18 protein-coding genes are annotated in these 21,023 nt (G+C 61.7%); 15 read left to right on the top strand and 3 right to left on the bottom strand.

Going from position 1 to position 21,023, the window contains the following annotated elements:
• Positions 1–126: 126 nt before the first annotated feature.
• The 3 genes from GKC30_RS03985 to GKC30_RS03995 all read left to right on the top strand — a co-directional run bounded on the left by GKC30_RS03985 (position 127) and on the right by GKC30_RS03995 (position 2,455).
• Positions 127–576 carry a 4Fe-4S dicluster domain-containing protein gene (locus GKC30_RS03985; RefSeq protein WP_155932446.1) on the top strand — a complete coding sequence of 150 codons (450 nt, stop codon included), beginning with the start codon at positions 127–129 and terminating at the stop codon, positions 574–576.
• Between the two features lie 74 nt (positions 577–650).
• Positions 651–1,775: a sulfite exporter TauE/SafE family protein gene (locus GKC30_RS03990; protein WP_367613968.1), complete on the top strand. Its 1,125-nt coding sequence runs from the start codon at positions 651–653 to the stop codon at positions 1,773–1,775.
• A 68-nt stretch (positions 1,776–1,843) separates the two neighbouring features.
• Entirely contained in the window at positions 1,844–2,455 is a 612-nt protein-coding gene (locus GKC30_RS03995) for a hypothetical protein (protein WP_155932447.1), read from the top strand.
• A 61-nt stretch (positions 2,456–2,516) separates the two neighbouring features.
• Here the strand turns inward: GKC30_RS03995 and GKC30_RS04000 are convergent, their stop codons facing one another.
• Entirely contained in the window at positions 2,517–3,026 is a 510-nt protein-coding gene (locus GKC30_RS04000; protein ID WP_155932448.1) for a PH domain-containing protein, read from the bottom strand.
• Between the two features lie 167 nt (positions 3,027–3,193).
• Here GKC30_RS04000 and GKC30_RS04005 point away from each other — a divergent pair, with 167 nt between their 5' ends.
• The 12 genes from GKC30_RS04005 to GKC30_RS04060 all read left to right on the top strand — a co-directional run bounded on the left by GKC30_RS04005 (position 3,194) and on the right by GKC30_RS04060 (position 19,305).
• Positions 3,194–4,108 (top strand): phosphate/phosphite/phosphonate ABC transporter substrate-binding protein, encoded by a 915-nt coding sequence (locus GKC30_RS04005; protein ID WP_437179101.1) that lies wholly within the window; start codon positions 3,194–3,196, stop codon positions 4,106–4,108.
• A gap of 8 nt (positions 4,109–4,116) precedes the next feature.
• Positions 4,117–6,204 carry an ATP-binding protein gene (locus tag GKC30_RS04010; RefSeq protein WP_155932450.1) on the top strand — a complete coding sequence of 696 codons (2,088 nt, stop codon included), beginning with the start codon at positions 4,117–4,119 and terminating at the stop codon, positions 6,202–6,204.
• A 20-nt stretch (positions 6,205–6,224) separates the two neighbouring features.
• Complete coding sequence (locus GKC30_RS04015) at positions 6,225–6,584, top strand: response regulator (RefSeq protein WP_155932451.1); 360 nt, start codon at positions 6,225–6,227, stop codon at positions 6,582–6,584.
• A gap of 7 nt (positions 6,585–6,591) precedes the next feature.
• Complete coding sequence (locus tag GKC30_RS04020; protein WP_155932452.1) at positions 6,592–9,051, top strand: PEP/pyruvate-binding domain-containing protein; 2,460 nt, start codon at positions 6,592–6,594, stop codon at positions 9,049–9,051.
• Positions 9,032–10,111, top strand: a complete 1,080-nt coding sequence (locus GKC30_RS04025; protein ID WP_155932453.1) for a protein-tyrosine phosphatase family protein — start codon at positions 9,032–9,034, stop codon at positions 10,109–10,111. Before GKC30_RS04020 ends, GKC30_RS04025 begins: the two co-directional genes overlap by 20 nt.
• A 115-nt stretch (positions 10,112–10,226) precedes the next feature.
• The gene (locus GKC30_RS04030; protein ID WP_231117034.1) at positions 10,227–12,632 is read left to right on the top strand and encodes a DNA internalization-related competence protein ComEC/Rec2; all 2,406 of its coding nucleotides are present in this window, start codon (positions 10,227–10,229) and stop codon (positions 12,630–12,632) included.
• A 166-nt stretch (positions 12,633–12,798) separates the two neighbouring features.
• On the top strand, positions 12,799–13,659 hold the full coding sequence (locus GKC30_RS04035) for an HDOD domain-containing protein (protein ID WP_155932454.1): 861 nt from the start codon (positions 12,799–12,801) through the stop codon (positions 13,657–13,659).
• Positions 13,659–14,540, top strand: a complete 882-nt coding sequence (locus GKC30_RS04040; RefSeq protein ID WP_155932455.1) for an MBL fold metallo-hydrolase — start codon at positions 13,659–13,661, stop codon at positions 14,538–14,540. The genes GKC30_RS04035 and GKC30_RS04040 overlap by 1 nt, the downstream gene beginning before the upstream one ends.
• A 110-nt stretch (positions 14,541–14,650) precedes the next feature.
• Entirely contained in the window at positions 14,651–15,046 is a 396-nt protein-coding gene (locus tag GKC30_RS04045; protein WP_155932456.1) for a response regulator, read from the top strand.
• A 181-nt stretch (positions 15,047–15,227) separates the two neighbouring features.
• Positions 15,228–16,403 carry a PSP1 domain-containing protein gene (locus GKC30_RS04050; protein ID WP_155932457.1) on the top strand — a complete coding sequence of 392 codons (1,176 nt, stop codon included), beginning with the start codon at positions 15,228–15,230 and terminating at the stop codon, positions 16,401–16,403.
• 43 nt (positions 16,404–16,446) lie between these two features.
• Positions 16,447–18,390, top strand: a complete 1,944-nt coding sequence (metG, locus tag GKC30_RS04055; protein WP_155932458.1) for a methionine--tRNA ligase — start codon at positions 16,447–16,449, stop codon at positions 18,388–18,390.
• A 141-nt stretch (positions 18,391–18,531) separates the two neighbouring features.
• On the top strand, positions 18,532–19,305 hold the full coding sequence (locus GKC30_RS04060; protein WP_155932459.1) for a hypothetical protein: 774 nt from the start codon (positions 18,532–18,534) through the stop codon (positions 19,303–19,305).
• A 71-nt stretch (positions 19,306–19,376) separates the two neighbouring features.
• On the opposite strand, the gene GKC30_RS04065 is transcribed toward GKC30_RS04060, so the two are convergent.
• Together GKC30_RS04065 and GKC30_RS04070 are read right to left on the bottom strand one after the other, a co-directional pair.
• Positions 19,377–20,327, bottom strand: a complete 951-nt coding sequence (locus GKC30_RS04065) for a YbgA family protein (protein WP_155932460.1) — start codon at positions 20,325–20,327, stop codon at positions 19,377–19,379.
• A 128-nt stretch (positions 20,328–20,455) separates the two neighbouring features.
• Complete coding sequence (locus GKC30_RS04070) at positions 20,456–20,737, bottom strand: FeoA family protein (RefSeq protein ID WP_155932461.1); 282 nt, start codon at positions 20,735–20,737, stop codon at positions 20,456–20,458.
• Positions 20,738–21,023: the final 286 nt, after the last annotated feature.

The following is a 21,023-nucleotide window of genomic DNA, read 5'->3' on the forward strand; positions in this document are numbered from 1 at the left end:
TGTGAAAAGGGTTGAATTGAGAAAAAAATCACAACCCCAGGTCCCGTTGACCAGGGGCGATTTTATTCCCTAAGGGGAGTCTATCGTCGAAATTGCGCGGATTAACGCTGATTCAGAGGTGAGGATATGGCAATTTACAGGATCAAGTTTGACAAGAAAAGGTGCATCGCCTGTGATGCCTGCCTGATTCACTGCAAGGTGAAGAACAAGGTGCCGACCGGGTTGAGTTTGAACAGGCTCTTTGTCGAAGGACCCATTGCTGACAAGGACGGCAAGCCCACGGCCAAGCTCAAGTACCAGCCCTGTATGCACTGCAAGAAGCCGGAGTGTGTGCCGGCCTGTCCCACCGGGGCCATGTACCAGCGCGAGGACGGGCTTGTGCTTGTCAATATGGACCTGTGTGACGGGTGTCAGTCGTGTATCGAGGCGTGTCCTTGGGATGTGCCGGTTTTCAATGGGCAGACCGGCAAGATCATGAAGTGCGACTACTGTGTGGATCGGGTCGATGCAGGGGGAACTCCCGCCTGCGTCACTGGTTGCACCGCATCGGCCTTAAGTTTCGTGCGGCCCGAATAGTGTCGAGGATCAAACCCGCCGCCATCAGGCGACGGGGAAATTTTTGGGGTTCAACACATCATCAGGAGGTAACCGTGTTACGTTCCAACAAAACTCTCATGTTGCTGGCTGTGCTGGCCGTGTGCCTCATGGCCCAACCCGCATGGGCCGACGCCCTGGCCGACGCCATCGCCGAGGCGAACCCGCAGGGCGAGCCAGGGTATCTTGGCATTCCCGGCGGTCCGCAGATCAACTTGATCATTGCCCTGCTCTGGGCGATCTGGGTAGGCTGGATATTCTCCACCGTCGGTGCCTTCGGCGGGATCATGGCCGGTGTCGGCCACATCACCATCTTTGGTTTGGGTGATTATGCCAGTTCCTTTGGCAAGGGTGCCAAGCTCAACAAGCTGGTCACCGACTCCATCCGCGTGTCCAACCAGTGGATGGTCGGTTGCTCGGCGGCTCTCTCTTCCTTCAACTATTGGAAGGCCGGTCGTTTGGTGCTGCCCCTGGCCATCGCCCTGGGCATCGGTTCCATCGCCGGTTCCTGGCTGGTGCCCTGGCTCACCGCGGGCAAGATCAGCCTGAAGGCGTACCTTGGCTACTTCGGCCTCTTTGTCCTCTTCCTGGGCTGCTACCTCTTCTATGAGACCACCCCCAAGGGCCAGGCCAGCAAGCAGGCCGCCAAGAAGGCCGCCGACGCCTTCCAGAAAGCCGTCAAGGAGCAGTCTGCCGGTGGCAAGGTGGACATGGCCGAGATGGGCGTCAAGGTGCAGAAGTTCACCCCCTCTGCCTGCGAGTTCACCTTCTTCGGCGTGGAGTTCAAGTTCAACCCGCTCATCCCCCTGGTCGGCGGCTTCTTCATCGCCGCCCTGGCCTCGTTCCTGGGTGTTGGCGGCGGCTTCCTGCTCGTGCCGTTCCTGACCTCCGTGGCCGGGCTGCCCATGTATCTGGTGGCCGGAACCTCTGCCCTGGCCGTGTTCGTGGGCATGATCAACTCCATCGCCTCCTACATGTTCCTTGGCAACATCACCATTGAGTGGAGCCTCATCGGCGTCGAGCTGGTGGGCGTTGTCATCGGCTCCATTATCGGCCCCAAGACCTCCAAGTACATCCCGGATGTCTGGCTCAAGCGCATCTTCATCGTCCTGGCCTTCTACGTGGGTATCCGCTACACCTCTCAGGGGTTCCTGGGTTACAGCATCCTGCCTCCCTTCTAGGTCGGCTTGATGCTTTGACAAAGACGGAGGCCGCCCCCGAGGGCGGCCTCCACAAAGAAGGAAATGCAATGACCGGGTTATCGGTGTATCAGTTTCTCGATCCGTGGCTCATCTGGGCCTTCCGCATCGGCGAAAACCCGTATCTGGGTTTCGCCGTGGGGCTTTTCTGGCTTTGCCTGCTGACCACCGTCATCGGTGAACTGTGCATGGCCGGGGTGTATTTCCTCAATAAAAAGCATTTCGCGGCCATCAACCAGAATATGGTCCGTCACCACAATCTGTCGCTCCAGGCTCTGGGGGCCAAGGACAAGGCCGCCTGGAAGGCGTGCAACTCCATCGCCAACGACGCTTTTGGCAAAAATTTCTTTTCGCGCATCGCCCTGTTTGCTTCGTCGCTTTGGGTGGTGCCGTTTGCCATCGGCTGGCTGTCGTTCCGGTTCGGCTCGGTGGCTTTCGTGGTCCCGTATCTGGGCGAGGTCGGCGTTTCCTTTCTCTTCATCCCGGCCTATATCGTCGTCCGCGTCTTTTTTTGCCGCGCCAAGCCGGTGATGCCCGTGTTCAGGACCATCAGGCGTAAGGTTCTGGAAAACGAGGGCAGTGAGGTGCTCATGTCCTACGGGGATCTGGTCAGAAAGGAGGATGAGTCCGCCGCTGGCGGGCCGGTGCCGGGAAATTCATAGGGTGGCTGCCCAGGATTCGCTTGCAGGGCGGGCGGTCCCGCTCGGGACCGCCCGTCTTGTTTCATTTTCTGGCCTGGGCCACGGCCCGGACCAGCGCATCAAGGTCAGTGGGGCCGAGCAGGTAATCGCGCTCCTCGGTGCGGACGCACAGGACAGTTGTCCGGTTGGCCACGATAACCGCCTCGCGGCCATTGGCGAGTTCGACCACACCGGAACGGTATCCGGCGAAGTGCATGAATTTCTTTGATTTGCCGATGGCGAATTCCGGGTCGAGGAGGTTGGCCTCCAAGGTCTCCCGTACCGAGGCCCAGGGGATCACCGCGCTGGCAAAGGGCGGTGCGGCCAGCAGAATGCCCTCTTCGGCCACGGTGACAGAGGCGCGCCGGGGGTTGACGTAGAGCATGTACCAATAGAGCAGGGCCAGCGGGGCGACAACCGCTATGAGGCAGATGGCCGTCCAGGTCAGGCCGGACCGAAAGCTCCAGGCCACGGCCGCGGCCACGGCCGCGACAAAGGCGAGCAGGCCCAGCGGGGCCAGCGGGGTGATGGGGATTTTGTGGATGCTGTGCATGATGTCTCCTTGGGGCTGGCGCGGATTTTGGGAATACTACGGATCAAGCGGCCTGTTGCCAAGGGGTAATGGCGATTGGACCTGGGAGTGATTTGTTGTAGGATGGGCAGGGACGGTGCACAGGGCCAGAGGCGCATGACCATGGAACAAGCGAGGCGGACGAGATGATGACAAGGGCGGCCAAGGGTCTTTCGGCCTTTGTTCTGATGGCGGTCATGCTCATGCTCCCCGGATGCGGCGACAGCGAGCCGGCGGTGGAGGTCGATCTCACTCGGAGGGAGCGGCTCGTTGCCCCGCAGCGGCAGAAAACCATTACCTACGCCTACCTGCCCCAGTATTCGCGCACGGTCTCCTTTCAGCGCCATCGGGCCCTGCTTGAGTATCTGCGCGTGACCACCGGCCTGCCCCTGCATCAGGTGTTTCCCGATACCTTTGACGAGCATGTGAAAATGGTCCAGCGCGGCGAGATTGACATATCCTATTCCAATCCCTTCATTTACATCCAACTGGCCGAGATCGGGTCCACGGCCTTTGCCAAGATAGTCGAGCCCGGCGGCACACCCGCCTTCAGCGGACAGATCATCTGCCGCAGCGACAACCCCACCATCAAGTCCATTGCTGATTGCCGGGGCAAGCGGCTCATCGCCGTGGACCCGGGGTCGGCCGGGGGATTTCTCTTTCCCCTCGGACTGTTCTACGATCATGGCATCCGGCTGGAGGATTTCTCCGAGGTGGAGTTTGCCCAGGGCAAACAGGAGAAGGTCATCCTGGCGGTGCTGGCCGGGGCCTACGATATCGGCACCATCCGCAAGGGATCGCTGGACGTGGTGGCGGGCATGATCGACCTGAGCGACATCCGCGTCCTTGCGGAGACCAGGAACTATCCGGGGTGGGTCTATTCCGCCCGCGACGGATTCGACCCCGCCGCAGTGGGGGCCATCGCCGAGGCCATGTTCTCTCTTGACCCGGCAATACCCGAGCATCGCGAGATCCTCGGCGTGGCCGGAATGAGCGGGATCATTCCGGCCCACGACGCGGATTACGGTCCCATCCGCGAGCTGGCCGACAAGGTCGGCAGGTAGGCGGGCGCATGCGTTTGTTTTCAAGGCTTAAGTTCCGCACCAAGCTCAATCTGGGCATCTCGGCCATACTCATCTCCATGGCCACGCTGCTTTTGCCTCTGGTGGGGAACATGACCGCCAAGATTCTGCTGGAGGAGAGCCGCAAGCGCGGTACGGCCCTGGTAGAAAGCCTCTCGGCCCGCGCCGTGGACCCCCTGCTTGCCCGGGACTTTCTGCGGCTGAAGAACATGGTGGTGGAGCAGGTGGCTGTGGGCGACATGCTTTACGCCTTTGTCCAGGACAATCACGGATTTGTGCTGGCTCACACCTTTGAGGGCGGGTTTCCGGTGGACCTGCTGCGGGCCAACGAAGTCCCGGACCTCGCCACGGTGCATATCCAGCTTCTGGCCGACGGCATGACCCGTATCTACGATTTTGCCTCGGCCGTGACCGTGGGGGACGAGAGGCTGGGCACCGTGCGTCTCGGGCTGTCCAAGACGCGCATCAACGCCTCGGTCAACCGGCAGATCACCACCATGGCCGGACTCTTTGCCGGGGCGCTCCTGCTGGCCACCATCATGGGGTCCCTGTTCGCTTCCCGTGTGGCGGCCCGGCTCGGCGTGCTGCGCGAACATGCCGAGGCCATGCTCATGGGCAACCTCGACACCCAGTCGAACCCGGCCGATGGCTCCCACTGCTGGGAGATCCGCAATTGTGATCTTTCCTCGTGCCCGGCCTTTGGCGAGCGTCGCCGCCGCTGCTGGTACATTGCCGGAACCATGTGCCCGGACTGCAAAGACGGGAAAGAGCTCGCGGTCTCCCGAGAGTCCTGTCAGATGTGCAAGGTGTATCAGCAGGCCGCCGGGGACGAGCTGCAGGATCTGGCAGAGACCTTTGATGTCATGGCCCTTTCGCTCAAGACGCATATTGATGAATTGCGCGGTGCGGATCGCAACCTGCGCGAGCAGCAGCGGCTGATGCGCACGATCCTTGACGTGACCCCGGACCGCGTCTCGCTGGTGGATACCCGGATGCGCTACCAGGGAGGGAACCGCAGTTTCGCCGAGTCCGTGGGGCTCAAGCTGCACCAGATCGTGGGTAGGACGGATTTTGACATCTTTGACGAGCAGACGGCTGAAGCCAGGCACATGGCGGCCCGGGAAATCCTTCAGTCCGGCGAGCGGCTGGACACCCAGGTGGTGGTTGCGGAAGAGACAGGGGAGCGCTGGTTCCACGTGGTCTGCATCCCGGTGCACGACGAGGACGGCCGTATTACCGGCCTCTTGCGCACCGATCGTGACATCACCGACATCAAGGGCTACGAAAAGCAACTGATCCAGGCCCAGAAGATGGAATCCCTGGGGCTCATGGCCGGGGGCGTGGCCCATGAAATCAACACTCCGCTGGGCATCATTCTGGGTTATGCCCAGCTGCTTCAGGAGGACGTGCCTTCGGGCTCGCAGGTCCACCAGGATCTGGGGGTGATCGAGAAGCAGGCCAAGGTATGCAAGAAGATCGTGGCCGATCTGCTTGGTTTTTCCCGGCAGACCCACTCCTCCAAGCGGGAGATGTGTTTCAACAACTCGGTCATGGAGGCCGTTACCCTGGTTCGCCATACCTTCGAGCTGGACCATGTGGACATCGTCACCCAGCTTGATGACCGTTTTCCCATCATTTACGGCGACCCGGAAAAACTCAAGCAGGTCTGGATCAATCTGCTCACCAACGCACGCGACGCCATGTCAGGCGGTGGGGTCATCGTCATCCGCACCCGGTTGGACACCCCGCGTGGCATAGTCTCCCTCTGGGTTGCCGATTGCGGCGAAGGCATCGCCGAGGATGTGATCAAAAAGATTTTCGACCCCTTTTACAGCACCAAGCCGGTGGGGCGCGGTACCGGGCTCGGCCTGTCCGTGTCCTTTGGCATCATCGAGGACCATGACGGCGAGATCCAGGCCCAAAGCCCGTTGCCTGAGGTGTTTGACTTCCCCTGGCCGCAAGGGCGTCGAAGCGGGCCGGGCACGGTGTTTGAGGTCAATCTGCCCCTGGACCACGGCAAGGATGAGCCCGTCAAGGCGGATGGCCCTGACGCGGAGCAAGTCGGCCAGGACATATAATAACATGAAGGAGATCAACCATGGCTGAAATAATGGTTCTGGACGACGTTTCCGACGCCGGGATGCTGGTCAAGCGCATCCTGGAGCGCAAGGGCCACAGCGTAAGCGTGTTTACCGAGGAGGAGGACGCCCTGCGTCATGCGGCGGCCAATGATGTGGAGCTTGCCATCCTCGACATCAAGCTGAAGAAGATGACGGGCGTTGAGGTGCTGGACGAACTCAAAAAGCTCAGGCCGAAGATGAAGGCGATCATGCTCACCGGCTATCCGACGTTGGAGACCGCCCGCGAGGCGCTGCGGCTTGGGGCGCAGGAATACTGTGTCAAACCCATCAACAAGGACGAACTTGAAACCAAGGTGGCGGAAGTCATCGGGGAGTAGGAGCGCCATGCAGGTCACACAGCTCTTCAAGCACTGGACGTATCAGGTCTTTGCGCCGGGCACTCTGCTTCGGCGCAAGTATGAGGCGTTCAAATCCCTGCTCAGGCATGATGCCAGGGCTCTCGAACTGGTGGCCGATCTCGAGGAGTTGTTTTACGGCAAGACGCTGGCCGACAGACAGCGTGCCAACTGGCTGGCCGCACGCCTTTCCGAATCGGTCAAGGTCATGACCGGCCAGCTTGTGGAGATGAACCCGACCCGCTACATGGATCTGCCGGAGTTTTTCCGCAAGATTGATTTTTATGTGCGTATGGCCCTGGAGTTGGAACAGCCGGAAGTGGGGCCGCCTTACATTCTCTCCCTTGAGGATGCGGCCGCGTTGCCGGGCCTGGCCGGGGGCAAGGCTGCCAATCTGGGCCGGGTCATGCGGGTGCCGGGCGTCCCAGTGCCCCCCGGCTTCGTGGTAACGGCCAATGCCTTCCACTATATCATCGAATTCAACGGGCTGCGCGACGACATCGAGAGCCGCCTTCGGGAGATGGTGGTGGGCGATCGGGATATGCTGGCCCGGCTTACTGCCGAGATGCAGGAGTTGATCCTGGCGGCCGAGATTCCCGAGGAAATAGCCCGGGGCATCCGTTTCGCCGTGTCCGAGATCATCTCCGGCGACGATCTCATCGCAGTGCGATCCAGCGCGTTGGCCGAAGACGGCGAGATATCCTTTGCCGGACAGTATGCCAGCGAACTGAATATCCAGCCAAACGACGTGCTTGAGGCCTACAAGCGGGTTCTGGCGGGCAAGTATTGCCCCAGAGCCGTGGCCTATCGTATTTCCCACGGTCTGACCGACGCCGAAACAGCCATGGCCGTGCTGGTCATTCCCATGGTGGAAGCCGAAAACGCGGGCGTTGCCTACTCACTGGACCCGGATTGCCGCGGCCGCGACCAGATAGGCGTCTATGGCGTGCGCGGCCTGGGCGATGGGTTGGTTGACGGCAGTGTCTCGCCGAGCAAGGCGGTGCTCACCCGTGAGGAGACGCCACGCGTCAGCGGAGACTGCACGCCTGACGAGAGAGGGTTGCCCTCGACCGAAGCGCTGACAGAGCTTGGGCGATTGATCATGCGTCTTGAGGATGCCTTTGGCTGCCCGCAGGACATTGAGTGGGCCGAGGATGTGACCGGGGCGATGTACATTCTTCAGGCACGACCCCTGCAACGCGAGCGTGAAGAGTTTGTGGCCGACCATCCGCCCCTGGCGGTCGAGCCGCTTGCAAAGGGGCTTGAGCGGGCGTCGTCCGGGGTTGGGAGCGGAGCCGTCTATTACGCGTCCTCAGGCGAGTCCATCGCCCGCATTCCCAAGGGCGCGGTGGTCATCACCCCGACCCTCAAACCCTCACTGCTGACCTTCATCAGCCATATGAGCGCGGTCATTGCCCAGACCGGCAGCCGGGCCAGCCATTTCGCCTCCGTGGCCCGCGAGACAGGAGTGCCCGTACTGGTGGGTTCCATGGACGTGACGCTCGAACCGGGGAGGGTGGTCACCGTGGATGGCACCACCGGGGCCGTTTACGATGGTCTTGTGGAGGATCTTGTGGCCCTGGGCGACAGGGACGCGGCCGTGTCCGAGCGCGTCACCCGGCAATATGCCAAAGTCATCCCCCTGACGGTCAAGCTCAACCTGACAGACCCCCAGGCCAGCGATTTTTCTCCAGAGGGCTGCCGCTCCATGCACGATATCATCCGCTTCTGCCACGAGAAGGCCGTGGGCGAGATGTTTTCGCTGGTGGACAAGAAGGGGCGTGGCATGGGCGCGGCCAGGCGGCTCAAAACCCATCTGCCCCTGGTCATGTATCTGCTCGACCTGGGTGGGGGGCTCTTTGCCAACGCGGCCCAGGGAGAGCTGGTCACGCCCCACGACATCAAGAGTCGGCCCATGTGGGCGCTATGGTACGGGCTGTCGGATTCGCGGGTGCAGTGGGCCCATACGCTTACCCACATGGACTGGGAGGAGTTCGACCGCATGTCGGCGGGAATATTCAGCTTCGACTCCAAGTTGCTGGCCAGTTACGGGCTCATCTCGGGCGACTACATGCACCTGATGATCCGTTTTGGCTACCATTTCTCGGTGGTGGATTCTGTTTGCGGCAACGATCCCGGCGCAAACTACATCAACTTCCGCTTCAAGGGCGGCGGAGCCGGTTTCGACCAGCGCCTGCTGCGCCTTCGGTTCATTGAGCTGGTGTTGAGCCATTACGGGTTCGAGGTCAAGGCCAGGGGCGATATGCTCGACGCAGGGTGTGCCCGGCTCGACGAGAACGAAACGCGGCGGTTGCTGGCCCGGCTGGGGTTTCTTCTGGCCGTCACGCGGCTCATGGATATGAGTCTTGAGACCGAACAGGATGTGGTTCGAGAGGTGCAGCGTTTCCTTGAGGATTCGGAGAGGCAGGATGACAAGTCACGGGCGTAAGCCTCTTTATCAGATCACCTGGGTCACGGACCACCTCGGCGTGGGCAACGCGCCCATGAGTCACGCGCAGCTTGAATCCATCGCCAATCAGGGAGTGGACGCCATTCTCAATCTTTGCGGGGAATTCTGCGATCTGCATGACATCGAGAAGGAGGCAGGTTTCGAGGTTCGCTATCTGCCGCTGGCCGACGAGGAGGCCCCGGACCTCCTTGAGCTTGAAAAGGCCCTGGCATGGCTCGACGAGGCCATTTATCTCGGCAAAAAGGTGCTCATCCACTGCCGTCACGGCATCGGCCGCACCGGCACGGTGCTGAATGCCTATCTGCTCAGGCGGGGATTGGGACATCGGCTGGCATGGCTGGCTTTGAGGAAACTCAAGTCCAAGCCCGCCAATTTTGTGCAGTGGCGCACCGTGCGCCGCTACGGCAAGCAGAGCGGCCAGTTGACAGTGCGAGAACCGAGCCTTGAATTCAAGCGACTGGTGGATCTCTCACCCTTTTTCAACGACTACGACGAACTGGCGCGGAGGGTGGACGATCTGGCCGGGATCAGCCGGACGGGTCTGGCCTGCGGCCGCGACCATGACCAGTGTTGCCATACCCCGGTGCGGCTCAGTCTGGCCGAGGCCGTGCATCTGAGTCACCGCATCAACCTTGAACTGTGCTGCGAGGACCGGCTGGAGGTCATCGAGCGGGCGGTGGAGACCGCTCGGGCCGAGCGGCTGGTGGCCGTTGATCTGGGGCGGGAGCAGGAGAGTCTCGAATACTGTCTTTCCGAGGCCGGAGCGGTGTGCCCCCTGCTCAAGGGGGGGCAATGTCTGCTCTTCGAGTACCGGCCGCTTCAATGCCGCGCCTTTGGTCTTGACGAGAGCGAGGACGGCGAATTGTGGAACGAGACGCTGACGCCGAACCTGGACAAGATTTCGGGAGAGATATGGTTCGCATACACCGGCACCATGGTGGAGGAAAGGTTGCCTCTGTTTTCCCTGCCCGACGTTGTTTCGGGCAAGTTCATGGAAACCATTTTCAAGCTGATGCTCAAGACGGGCCTCTCGCAATGAGTGGGGCGACTGGCACTGGTGCCGACCCTGCCGCTGTGTCCCGGCTCGGCGCAGGGCGCCTTGCAAGGTGAGCGGGGACCGTCCGCCTTCTTCCGCGCCGCTTCTGGGCGGACTTTTGCCCTGGCACACCTGTCTGCTTGCCTTGATCGCGGGCATCTTCGCCTCTCGAGCCCCCTTGGAGGGCGGGCTGGCCCTGGCCGCCGTGGCCGTGGCCGATGCCTTGCTGCGCGGGCGGGTGGGCAGGCTGCCGTTGCCGACGCTTTTCCTGTGCGCGGCTTTGGGGCTGGGGTACGCATTGGTACGAACTCCCGCGCAGCTGCCCGCGCCGGAGTGGATGGAGGCGAAGCAGCCAGTGCTTGTCCGGGGCGTGGTGGATCGGGCCGAGCCCCGTGAGGGCCGCAGACTGCGGATCATTCTGCGTGAGATGACCGTCCTCACCGACCGGGGGGAGACGGCGTTCCCCGGGCGGCTTGTCTGGAACTGGCGCAATCCGTCGTACCGGCCTGTTCCGGGCCAGCGGGTTGAAACCGTGCTGCGCGTGGTCCCGACGCGGGGATTCGGAAATCCGGGCGGTTGGGATTATGAGTGGTATTGGTTGCGCCAGGGGGTTCACTGGCGTGGCTGGGTCAGCGGCAAGTCGGCCCCGGTCTGGAGCGGACGGCCGGACGGCACGGCCGGGACAGTCAAGGCCGCCTTGCGTGGATTGGTGGCGGAGCGGCTGCCGGATTCGCCGGGCGGGGGCGTGGTCCTGGCGCTTGTCACCGGGGACCGCTCGCGCATCGACGAGCCTACTGCCCGGTCCGTCCGGGCCGCCGGACTGGCCCATACCCTTGCCCTGTCCGGGCTGCATGTGGGCTTTGTGGCCGCGCTGGGTCTCGGGCTGGCCTGGCTTGCCGGGCGAGTGCGGCCATCCCTGCTGTTGCACATCCCCCGTCCGAAGCTGGCCGTGCTTCTGGCCGCCCCCCTGGTGCTCGGCTACGCCTGGCTCGGCCAGCCGTCGTCGTCTCTGATCCGTGCGGCCACCATGTATGCCTTCTGGGGGGCCTTGTTGCTCCAGGGCCGCGGACGAGTGCTCATGGACGGCCTGTTCTTCGCCCTGGCGGCCATTGTCGCGGTCACACCCCTTGCCGTGTTCGATCTCGGGTTGCAGATGTCGGCCCTGGCCGTGGCCGGGATAGGGCTCATGTATCCGCGATTCGGACCGCGTCTGAAAAACCTGATCGCTGGCGGTGCGGGAAGCCGGAGTCAGGGAACATGGAGGGCCAAGGCCCGGACCCTTGGGGGATTTGCCCTGGGTATTCTGGCCGTCAGTCTGTGCGCCACCATCAGCCTGCTGCCTGCCGTGTCCTGGTACTTCGGCACACTGTCTCCCAATATACTGCTCAATGTGATCTGGATACCTGTGCTGGGATTTGCAGTCATGCCCCTTGGCATCCTGGGAATGCTCCTGGCCGCCGCGCCGCCGCTTGCCTCCCTGGGAGGACTTCTGCTTGGCGGGGCCGCCCAGATTACGGATCTGCTGCTCTTCCTGCTCGACGCCACGGCCGGGGCAGGGCTGACGCCAGTGTACGCCGTGTTGCGTCCCCTGTGGCCGGAAACGGTCGGGTTCGGCCTGCTCATGGTGGTTGCGCTGAGGGTCGCGGCCGCCAGTCGTGTTGTTCCAGCCCTGACATGGTTGGCAGGGCTGGGGTTTCTGCTGCTTGTGGGTCCCCATGCGGCGATCATGGCCGAGGATGCCCGCCCTGTGGTCCGCCTCGAACTCATTGATGTGGGCCTGGGGCAGGCGGCCCTCGTCACCACTCCGGGCGGACATCGCTGGCTGACGGACGGCGGGGGCGGTTCGAGCTCTTTCGACATGGGCGAGGCCGTGGTGGCCCCGTATCTGACCCTTGGCCGGCCTCCCCGACTCGACGGTGTGATCATGAGCCACCCTGACAACGACCACAGCCGGGGTCTTTCCTTCATTCTTTCCCGGTTCGAGGTGGGCGTGTTCCATACCAACGGTATGCTCCCGGGTGGTGAATCGGGCCGGGAGATGCGTGCTGCCTTGGCTGTCGGCGGGCTGACCCCGCTTGCCCTTGAGGCCGGGCAGGAGGTGGACCTGGGCGGCGGGACACGCTTCGAGGTGCTGCATCCGGCCCGGGGATTCCGGCCCAGGGGAAGCAACGAGCGGTCCCTGGTCCTGCGCCTCGTGGCAGAGGGGCAGGGACTGGCCATCCTGCCAGGCGACATGGAACGTGCGGGCACGGCGGCAGTCCTCAATTCCGGTTTTGATCTCTCGGCGCAGGTGCTTGTCCTGCCGCACCACGGCAGCCGCTCGAGCTTAAGCCCGGCCTTTTATCAGGCAGTGGATGCCCGCGTCGCCCTGTGCTCCGACGGGTTCATGAACCGTTTTGATTTTCCGCACCCCGAGGTGGTGGAGGCCCTTGGCGTTCCTGTGTACGCCACCTCGAGTCACGGGTTGGTGCGGGCCATGTGGGCGTCCGATGGCTCCCTCTTTGTCCATTCCCATTATCCCTGATGCCTTGATCGTTGGTTTTTGAATTATTCCAATGCGTTTGACTGTCCAGCCCGGACTGCGGCGGGACTTGCCAAAATCGGTCAATCCTGCGATATGACGTGAGTCCCGCGCCGTGCGGCGAATCGCTTCCGGGCACGGCGTGACACCAGCAATCATCGTGGGACACATGCCGAATCTTCGTACCAATGTCGTGGACGCCGTGGAGAGGATGCCCGCCTTTCCCAAGAGCGTGCATCAGGTGCTCAAGCTCGCCTCGGACATCAACTGTTCGCAGAAATGTCTGGTGGAGGTCATCAAAAAGGACCCGGTCTTCACCCTGAAGATACTGCGATTGGTCAACTCCGCCTATTTCGGCCTCTCGCGTGAGGTCACGTCCATCAATCACGCCAGTGTCTACCTCGGCCTGAATACCCTCAAGAACGTGGCCCTCGGGCTGGCCGCGGTGGGGGCCATCCCCAGGAATGGGGCGGCCGGGCTGGACATGGACGCCTTCTGGCTCCATTCCTTGTCCGTGGCCACGGTCACGCGGATGCTCGGGACCATGCTCGGCGTCCCATCCGACGAAGTGGCCGATTACTTTGCGGCCGGCTTGCTGCATGACATCGGCAAGGTGGTCCTGGCCCTTTACATGGCCGGGGAGTTCAAGGACGCGGGAATCCTGGCGGCCCGTGAGGGAATGCCCCTGTATCGTGCCGAGGAGGCCGTGCTGGGAGCCACCCACGCCGATGTGGGGGCCATGCTTGCTGCGCGGTGGAATCTGCCTGCGGAACTGACCGACGCCATCTCCCGGCACCACACGCCCGGGCAAGGCCCGCCTTCCCAACTGGTTGACTGCGTTTTTGCCGCGGACCAGATCGTCAAGCGGCTTGATTTCGGATATGCCGGAGACCGTATTGTCGAGCCGTTGCCCGGAGCCGTCCGGGCTCGACTGGGGTTTGACCTCGACGGCCTCATCGCCGGTTTGCCTACCCTTGAAGGGGAAGTGGAGGAGGCGAGAGTGTTCATCCGGCTAGGGGAGGAGGACTGATGCGCCTTCGCTTTCGCGGTACCAGGGGGTCGGTGCCCGCGCCGGGGCCGGATACCGTCCGTTACGGCGGCAACACGACCTGCATCGAGGTCCGTTCCGACGCCGACGATCTGATCGTCCTTGATGCAGGCACCGGCATCAGGACGCTGGGGCTTGAACTGATGGGGCAAGGGGCTGCCTCCTATCACATTTTCATCAGCCACACCCATTGGGACCACATTCACGGGTTGCCCTTTTTCCTGCCCCTGTTTGTCGAGGGCAATGCCATTACCCTGTACGGCCCGCCCGATCCGCTGGCCATGTCCGGCATTGAGGCAGCGCTTGTCAAACAGATGGAATATCCGCATTTCCCGGTGCGTGTGGCCGAGCTGCGGGCGGAGATCGAGTACCGGACCCTGGCGGACCGCCAGACCGTGGACCTCGGGTTCGCCTCCGTCTCCACCCTGCTCATGAACCATCCGGCCATAGACTTCGGCTGCAAGGTGCGCTGCGATGGGAAGACCATGTTTTTTACCGGCGACCATGAACCCTTTGGCAATATATACGCGCCGGGAGACCCTGACTATGAGGACTACGGCCGCATAGTGGCCGAGCGCAACGCCGCGCTTCTCGACTTTTTGCGCGGCGTGGACGTGCTGGTGGCCGATGCGCAATACACCGAGGACGAGTACCGGCATCGGCGCGGCTGGGGGCACTCAACCTTTGAGCGGACCCTGGCCCTGGCCAGGGACGCGGGCATCGGCCGGGTCTGTCTGACCCATCATGAAACCACCCGGAGCGACGATGAACTGGACACCATTCTGGAAAGGCTGCGCGGATGCGGCGAGTGGGGTGGACTTGCCTTTGACATGGCGCGGGAAGGGGAGGATGTCATTGTTTGAACATTCCGGTGTCCCAAGGACAATGGCTCGGAATGGTTGCTTTTTAAGCGAAACAATGCGATGGGTGTTCGTGGTTGCCGGTTGTCAATATAGATAAGCAGGAGGAGACGATGAGAGCGCTGATCGTGGATGATGACTTTTACAGCAGGAACATGATTCACGAAATCCTTCGTCCCGTAGCCCGCTGCGACATCGCGGTGAACGGCGAAGAGGCCATTGAGGCGTTCCGGCGTGGACTCATGGCCGGGGAGCCTTACGATCTCATTTGTCTTGATCTGCTTATGCCCGAATTGGATGGGCAGCAGGCCCTGCGCGAAATCCGCGCCATTGAGCAGGAGTGTGGCGTGGCTCCGCGCAACGAGGCCAAAGTCATCGTCACCACCATGCTTGATGACGAGAAGGAGACTCACGACGCCTTCTTTCTTGGCGGTGCCACCGCCTATCTGGTCAAGCCCATTGATGAGGATAAGCTCATGACCGAGGTTCAGAGCCTCGGGTTGCTGTAGCATTCCTTGTGTTCTCGCTTTCGTTTGCGCCGTGCGGGGCACCTGAAGCCGGACATCTCCTGTCCGGCTTCCGGGGCGTTTGTGTGTTTGAAGTCGGCGGCGTTTTGCTCTATGCTGTTCTCTTTGCGCGACTCTTTCTCCCCGGCATGGCCGGGTCCATCATACTGCAGGACAGTGACACATGAGCCAGATACTTGGTGTGAAATTCAATGACTACGGGCAGGTGTACTACTTCGGGTCCGGGCCTTTCGTGGTCCGTGAGGGGCAATACGTCATTGTCAAGACCGATCAGGGCATGGGCCTTGGCAAGGTCATCCTCACCCGGCAGGCTCCCAGGGACAACGAGACCCCGGACGGCGAGACGCTCAAGGCCATCTATCGACTGGCCAACGACAAGGATTTGGAAGCTGTGGCCGAGAACGAGGTTCTGGCCCGGGATGCCTATCAGTACTGCCGCAAAAGCGTTGCCCGGCTCAAGCTGGGCATGAAGCTGGTGGATGTGGAGGTCTTTTTTGACCGCAGCAAGATGGTCTATTATTTCACGGCTCCCGGGCGTATCGATTTTCGCGAGCTGATCAAGGATCTGGTGCGGGAATACAGAACCCGCATCGAGTTGCGTCAGATCGGAGTGCGCCACGAAACCCAGATGCTGGGGGCCATCGGCAACTGCGGCCAGATGTGTTGTTGCCGCCGGTTCATGCGCAAATTCGTGCCCGTGACCATCAAGATGGCCAAGGAGCAGAATCTGTTCCTCAATCCCACCAAGATTTCGGGCATCTGCGGCCGTCTGCTGTGCTGCCTGAGCTTTGAGCAGAAGGGGTATGAGGAGTTTCATCGCATGTGCCCGAGGGTGGGCAAGAAGTTCACCACGGCCATTGGTTCCGTCAAGGTGCTTCGTTCAAATTTCTTTAAGAAATCCGTGACGTTACTCACGGAAAGTTTTGACGAACGGGAAGTTTCCATTGACGAATGGAATGAAATAGTTAACAAGCCGCCCAGCGAAGAGGCCATGGCCGAAATCCGCGCCCAGGCCGCACAGGGCCGACGTGGTGGCCGACGGCCGATTCGGTCCGATGCGGACCAAGCGGGCGGGCCCGGCGGGGCTGGGGCTGGACAGGCGCCTGACGGCTTGGCTGGCGGTGATCCTGCTGCCGGGAGCCGCGAAGGCGACGACAATACGCTGCCCGAGATTCCAGTCCTGGAAGACCATGATCCAGAGCAGAGCAGCGTACGGCCGGGACGAGGGCCGAGGCCGACGCAGCCGTCCAGGCCCGTGGTGGCCGCCGGGGACGACGCCGAAGGCGGGACAAGGGTCCGCAGACCCAGGCGGCGCAAACGAAAGCCCCCCAGAAAATAGTCACTCCCGAGGGCAACGCATTTTCGGGACAAGGAGATTCGGTTTGGAACGTTTCTATATCACCACGCCCATCTATTATGTGAACGCGAAGCCCCATCTGGGGCACGCCTACACCACCACGGTGGCGGACGCCCTCAGCCGCTTCCACCAATTGATGGGCGCGGAGACGTACTTTCTCACCGGCACCGACGAGCACGGCGACAAGATCGTGCAGGCGGCCGAAGCCAACGGCCTTTCCCCCATGGAATACGTGGACACAATCAGCGGCCAGTTCAAGGCCCTGTGGCCCGACATGAACATCGCCAATGACGACTTCATCCGCACCACCGAGCCGCGACACATCAAGGTTGTGCAGGACATTCTCCAGAAGGTCCACGATTCAGGGGATATCTATTTCGGCGAGTACGGCGGCCACTACTGCTTCGGATGCGAGCGCTTCTATACCGAGAAGGAGCTGGTTGACGGCCTGTGCCCTGACCATCAGACCAAACCCGAATACATTGCCGAAAAGAATTATTTCTTCCGCATGTCCAAGTACCAGGGGTGGCTTCGGGAGCACATCCTCAATAACCCCGATTTCATCAGGCCCGAGCAATACCGCAACGAGGTTCTGAGTCTGCTTGAGGGCGGAGACCTTGAGGATTTGTGTATTTCCCGGCCCAAGAGCCGACTGACCTGGGGCATCGAGCTACCTTTTGACAAGGATTTCGTTACCTACGTCTGGTTTGACGCCCTGATCAACTACGTGTCCGCCCTCGGTTATCCCGACGGAGACAAGTTCAAGAAGTTCTGGCCTGCTGCCAACCACCTGGTGGCCAAGGACATCCTCAAACCCCACGCCGTGTTCTGGCCGACCATGCTCAAGGCTGCGGGCATTGAGCCGTATCAGTCCCTCAATGTCCACGGCTATTGGCTGGTCAGGGACACCAAGATGTCCAAATCCATCGGGAACGTCATTGCGCCGCTGTCCATGAAAGACAAGTACGGCCTTGACCCTTTCCGCTATTTCCTTCTGCGCGAGATGTCCTTTGGCGGCGATTCCAGCTTTTCCGAAGAAGCTCTGGTGGGGCGTCTTAACGCGGATCTGGCCAATGACCTGGGCAATCTCTTCAACCGCACCCTGTCCATGACCCACAAGTATTTCGGCGGCACGATCCCTGTCCCGGTCATTGAAGACGTGGTGGATGCGGAGATCAAGAAGCTCGGGCAGGACGCCATGCGGGCGTATCAGGCGCACTTTGGCGAGCTGCGTTTTTCACGCGGGCTGGAATCCCTCTGGGAGCTGGTGCGCGGTCTCAACAAGTATATCGACGCCACCGCACCATGGACCCTGTTCAAGGCGGGCAATACGGACAGGCTTTCAACGGTTATCTACGTGCTCCTCGAAAATATGCGCAAGATAGCTGTCCATTTGTGGCCGGTCATGCCCGAGTCGGCCCAGGCCATGCTTGGACAGCTTGGCATCACCTTTGTCCGGGACAAGTTCAATCTGCCCAAGGAACTGGAAGTATGGGGCGTTCTCGAATCCGGTTCCACCGTGGCCGAAGCGTCGAATCTCTTTCCGCGCATTGATCTGCCCGAGGTTCAGGCACCCGCAGCGGGCAAGGCCACTGGCGGCTCGGGCGGCAAAAGAACTCCAGCCGTGGGCTGCCAGAGCAACGGCACCATCGAGTTCGAGGATTTTCAGAAGCTTGACTTGCGCGTGGGCACCGTGGTCGGCGTCGAGCCGCACCCGGACGCGGACCGGCTGCTACTGGTGCAGGTCGATACCGGCGAGGACGCGCCGCGTCAGGTGGTGGCAGGCATCGCCGAGTTTTTCACGCCTGACGAACTGGTGGGCAGACAGGTGGTCGTGGTGGCCAACCTCAAGCCGCGCAAGCTCCGCAAGCAGCTCTCCCAGGGCATGATCCTGGCTGTCAAGTCCGGGGACTCCCTGAAACTGTTGACGCCTTCGGGCGAGGTCGCTCCGGGCAGCCGGGTCAGTTAGCTCTTTGCCGAATTCGTGTCTTGACAGGCCGTCCCCTGCGGGGCGGCCTTTTTTCATGGGGCTGCGTTTCTGGCTGAGTTTTTGCAGCGCACTCTGCGGATACGTCGGGCCGCTGACAATCCGACGGTCAGGGGGTGAATCATGATTGAGGAACATAGACGCTCCGAGACACAGGGCAGCGCCAGCCGGGGCCGATGCACATGGCGGGGCGTGGTCAGGCTGGGGGAGGGCGGAGATGTTGCCGCACTTGCCCAAAGGATTCTTCGCCAACGTCTGCGCTGGATTGATTTTGATGACGAGCCGCTGTTCGCCGATGCGAAACGGGCCGTGGCCCTGTGCCGGGAGATACGTCGGCGCGGGATAAATGTCCTGTGGAGTGCGCGGGTCGGGGAAATGCCCGGCCGGAACCTGTTGCGTGTGATGCGTTTGGCCGGATGCCAGGAGATTGTGGCCCGTCCAGTGGTGGAAGAGACATCGAACCTGGACCGGGCGCGGGAGTTCGGCTTTGACATCCGGTTGTGGGGTGATGCCGGGCAAGCTGGCATTGGTGTGCCGACCGGATATACCGTGGCCGAGCGCGAGGCCGTGGCCGAACTGTTGCCCGGCCACCACGCCGCCCAATTCGATCTGGCCGTGGCGTATTACCGGGCCCGTCGTTTTTCCGAGGTCATGCGCCCCTTGGGCAAAGCCATGATCCTGGGCTTTCCCATAAACGAACTGTGTCTCAATCTGCTGGCCTGCCTGAGCGCCGCCCGACATTACCCGGATGTGGCCGCCGGTCTGCTCGACCAGGCCGGGTATGGTTGCCCGCATCCGGTGGTGTTTCGCAACCGGAGGTTGTTGCGGTCGTGGATGGAGAGCGGCGGGGACCTGCGGGGGGTGCGTCTGGACCTTGATCCAGCCGGGAACCCGTGATTCGCCAGCTTGTGTCATGCTGGGCTTCCAGCCATGGCCTCAAGCCGGGAGAGGTCGACGCTGCCGTGGCGTCAGACATGATTGAGCAGTTTGAGTTCCGCCGGATCGGGGTTGAGGTAGAACTGCTGGGCAAGGTACGGCTTGTCGAATTTTCGTGCGTAATGGTTGAGCAGGGTCACGGGGATGATCAGGGGGATGCGCCCCGCCTTGTATTCGGCAATCTTGTCGAGCACTTCCTGCTTGTCTCGGCTGTCGAGATCCCTTTTGAAAAAGCCCATGGCGTGCATGAGCACATCCGCGTTTTTGTTGGGCGTGGCCTTGAGCGACAGGGATCGAAAGAGCAGTGCCCCGTAGGCGGCGAAAACCTCGGCGGTGTTGAATACTGAACTTTCGCCCAGCAGATGGCCAAGTTCGCGGTAGCCGCGCAGGTCGTGGGCGCGGATAAGCATCTTGTGCCGGGTGTGGAAGTCCACCAGATGGCCGATCTGCATGCCCCTGGCCAGGAGGTCGCGCCAGCGTTTGAGCACAAAGACCCGTCTGATGAAGTTTTCCCGCAGCAAGGGGGTCTGGAGCCGTTCCTCAGTCTCGATGGGCAGCAGGGGGTGGCGCTCCAGGAGCCGGGCCGTGAAGAAACCGGCACCGCGTCGAACCGGACCTCCGGTGGTGGAAAATATCTTGCCCTGCATCAGGGCGCAGGAAGGTGAGGCGTTCCTGACCACGAAGCCGCACAGGCCGTCCTGCTCCAGTTCGTTCAGCAAGCGTCCGGCCCAGGCGTTCATGCGGTCGGTCCAGTCTTCTCCCGATTCATGGCCGATGAGCCGGATGTCTCCTGCGCAATCCACCTGCCGCACTTTTTCACGCGGGATGCCCATCCCGCAGGCGACCTCGGGACACAAGGGGATGAATTCCACATGCTTGGCGAGGGTGTCTGTGATGAAGGCGTCACGGGCATGGCTTCCGTCAAAGCGGACCTTCTCGCCCAGAACACAGGCGCTGACGCCTATTCGGATCATGTCTCTCATGCTTGGCTGACCTCCGGGGAATAGGCCATGGATAGCACCCGGTGCGCCTCATGCACAAGAAAAAATCAACCCGAATGACAGGTTGATTGAAATGCGGGGAAAGGGAGGGAATGTCCCTGGCAGGAAGATTAAGACATCCTGGCCCGGGAGCTGAGGCAGCAGCCGCAGGGAACCACATCGGCGGAGTCCATCTCGGCGGCCATGATCTTTCCAGCCAGACCGCAGCACAGGACCACCTCGGCACCGCGCACACGAAGGCGGCATCCGGCCGCTCCACCGGCAAGGACTTCCACCGGGCAGCCGGGGGTCAGCCCAAGGGCCAGCATGCGCGAGCGTGCGCGTCTGCCACCGTCTATGTCAGCCACCCGGACAACCGTTCCGGCGGGGTATTCGGTCAGGGGTCTGACCATGCCGTCTCCTTGGAAAAAGCGTTGAGGGTGAGAATAAGTATCACCGTGTGTCGTGTCAATGGGAATCGGTCGGAAACGAAAATGTCGGCGGCAAGTGGGCCGGTGCGCCGAATCGGTTCCCCTGTCTTTCCCGGTCCGGGTTTCGTCCCTTGCCGCCCGTATAAAACCATTGCCTTTCAAGGTCCAAGGCTGTAAGTAAATGAGCTTGTCCGGCGGGTGACGGCGTCGCCCTGCCGACATTCCACGCGAAGTGTCTTCTCTGCTAGGAAAAGATGCCGTAACCTCA

It is taken from the genome of Pseudodesulfovibrio alkaliphilus (genome assembly GCF_009729555.1).
Lineage (GTDB): Bacteria > Desulfobacterota > Desulfovibrionia > Desulfovibrionales > Desulfovibrionaceae > Pseudodesulfovibrio > Pseudodesulfovibrio alkaliphilus.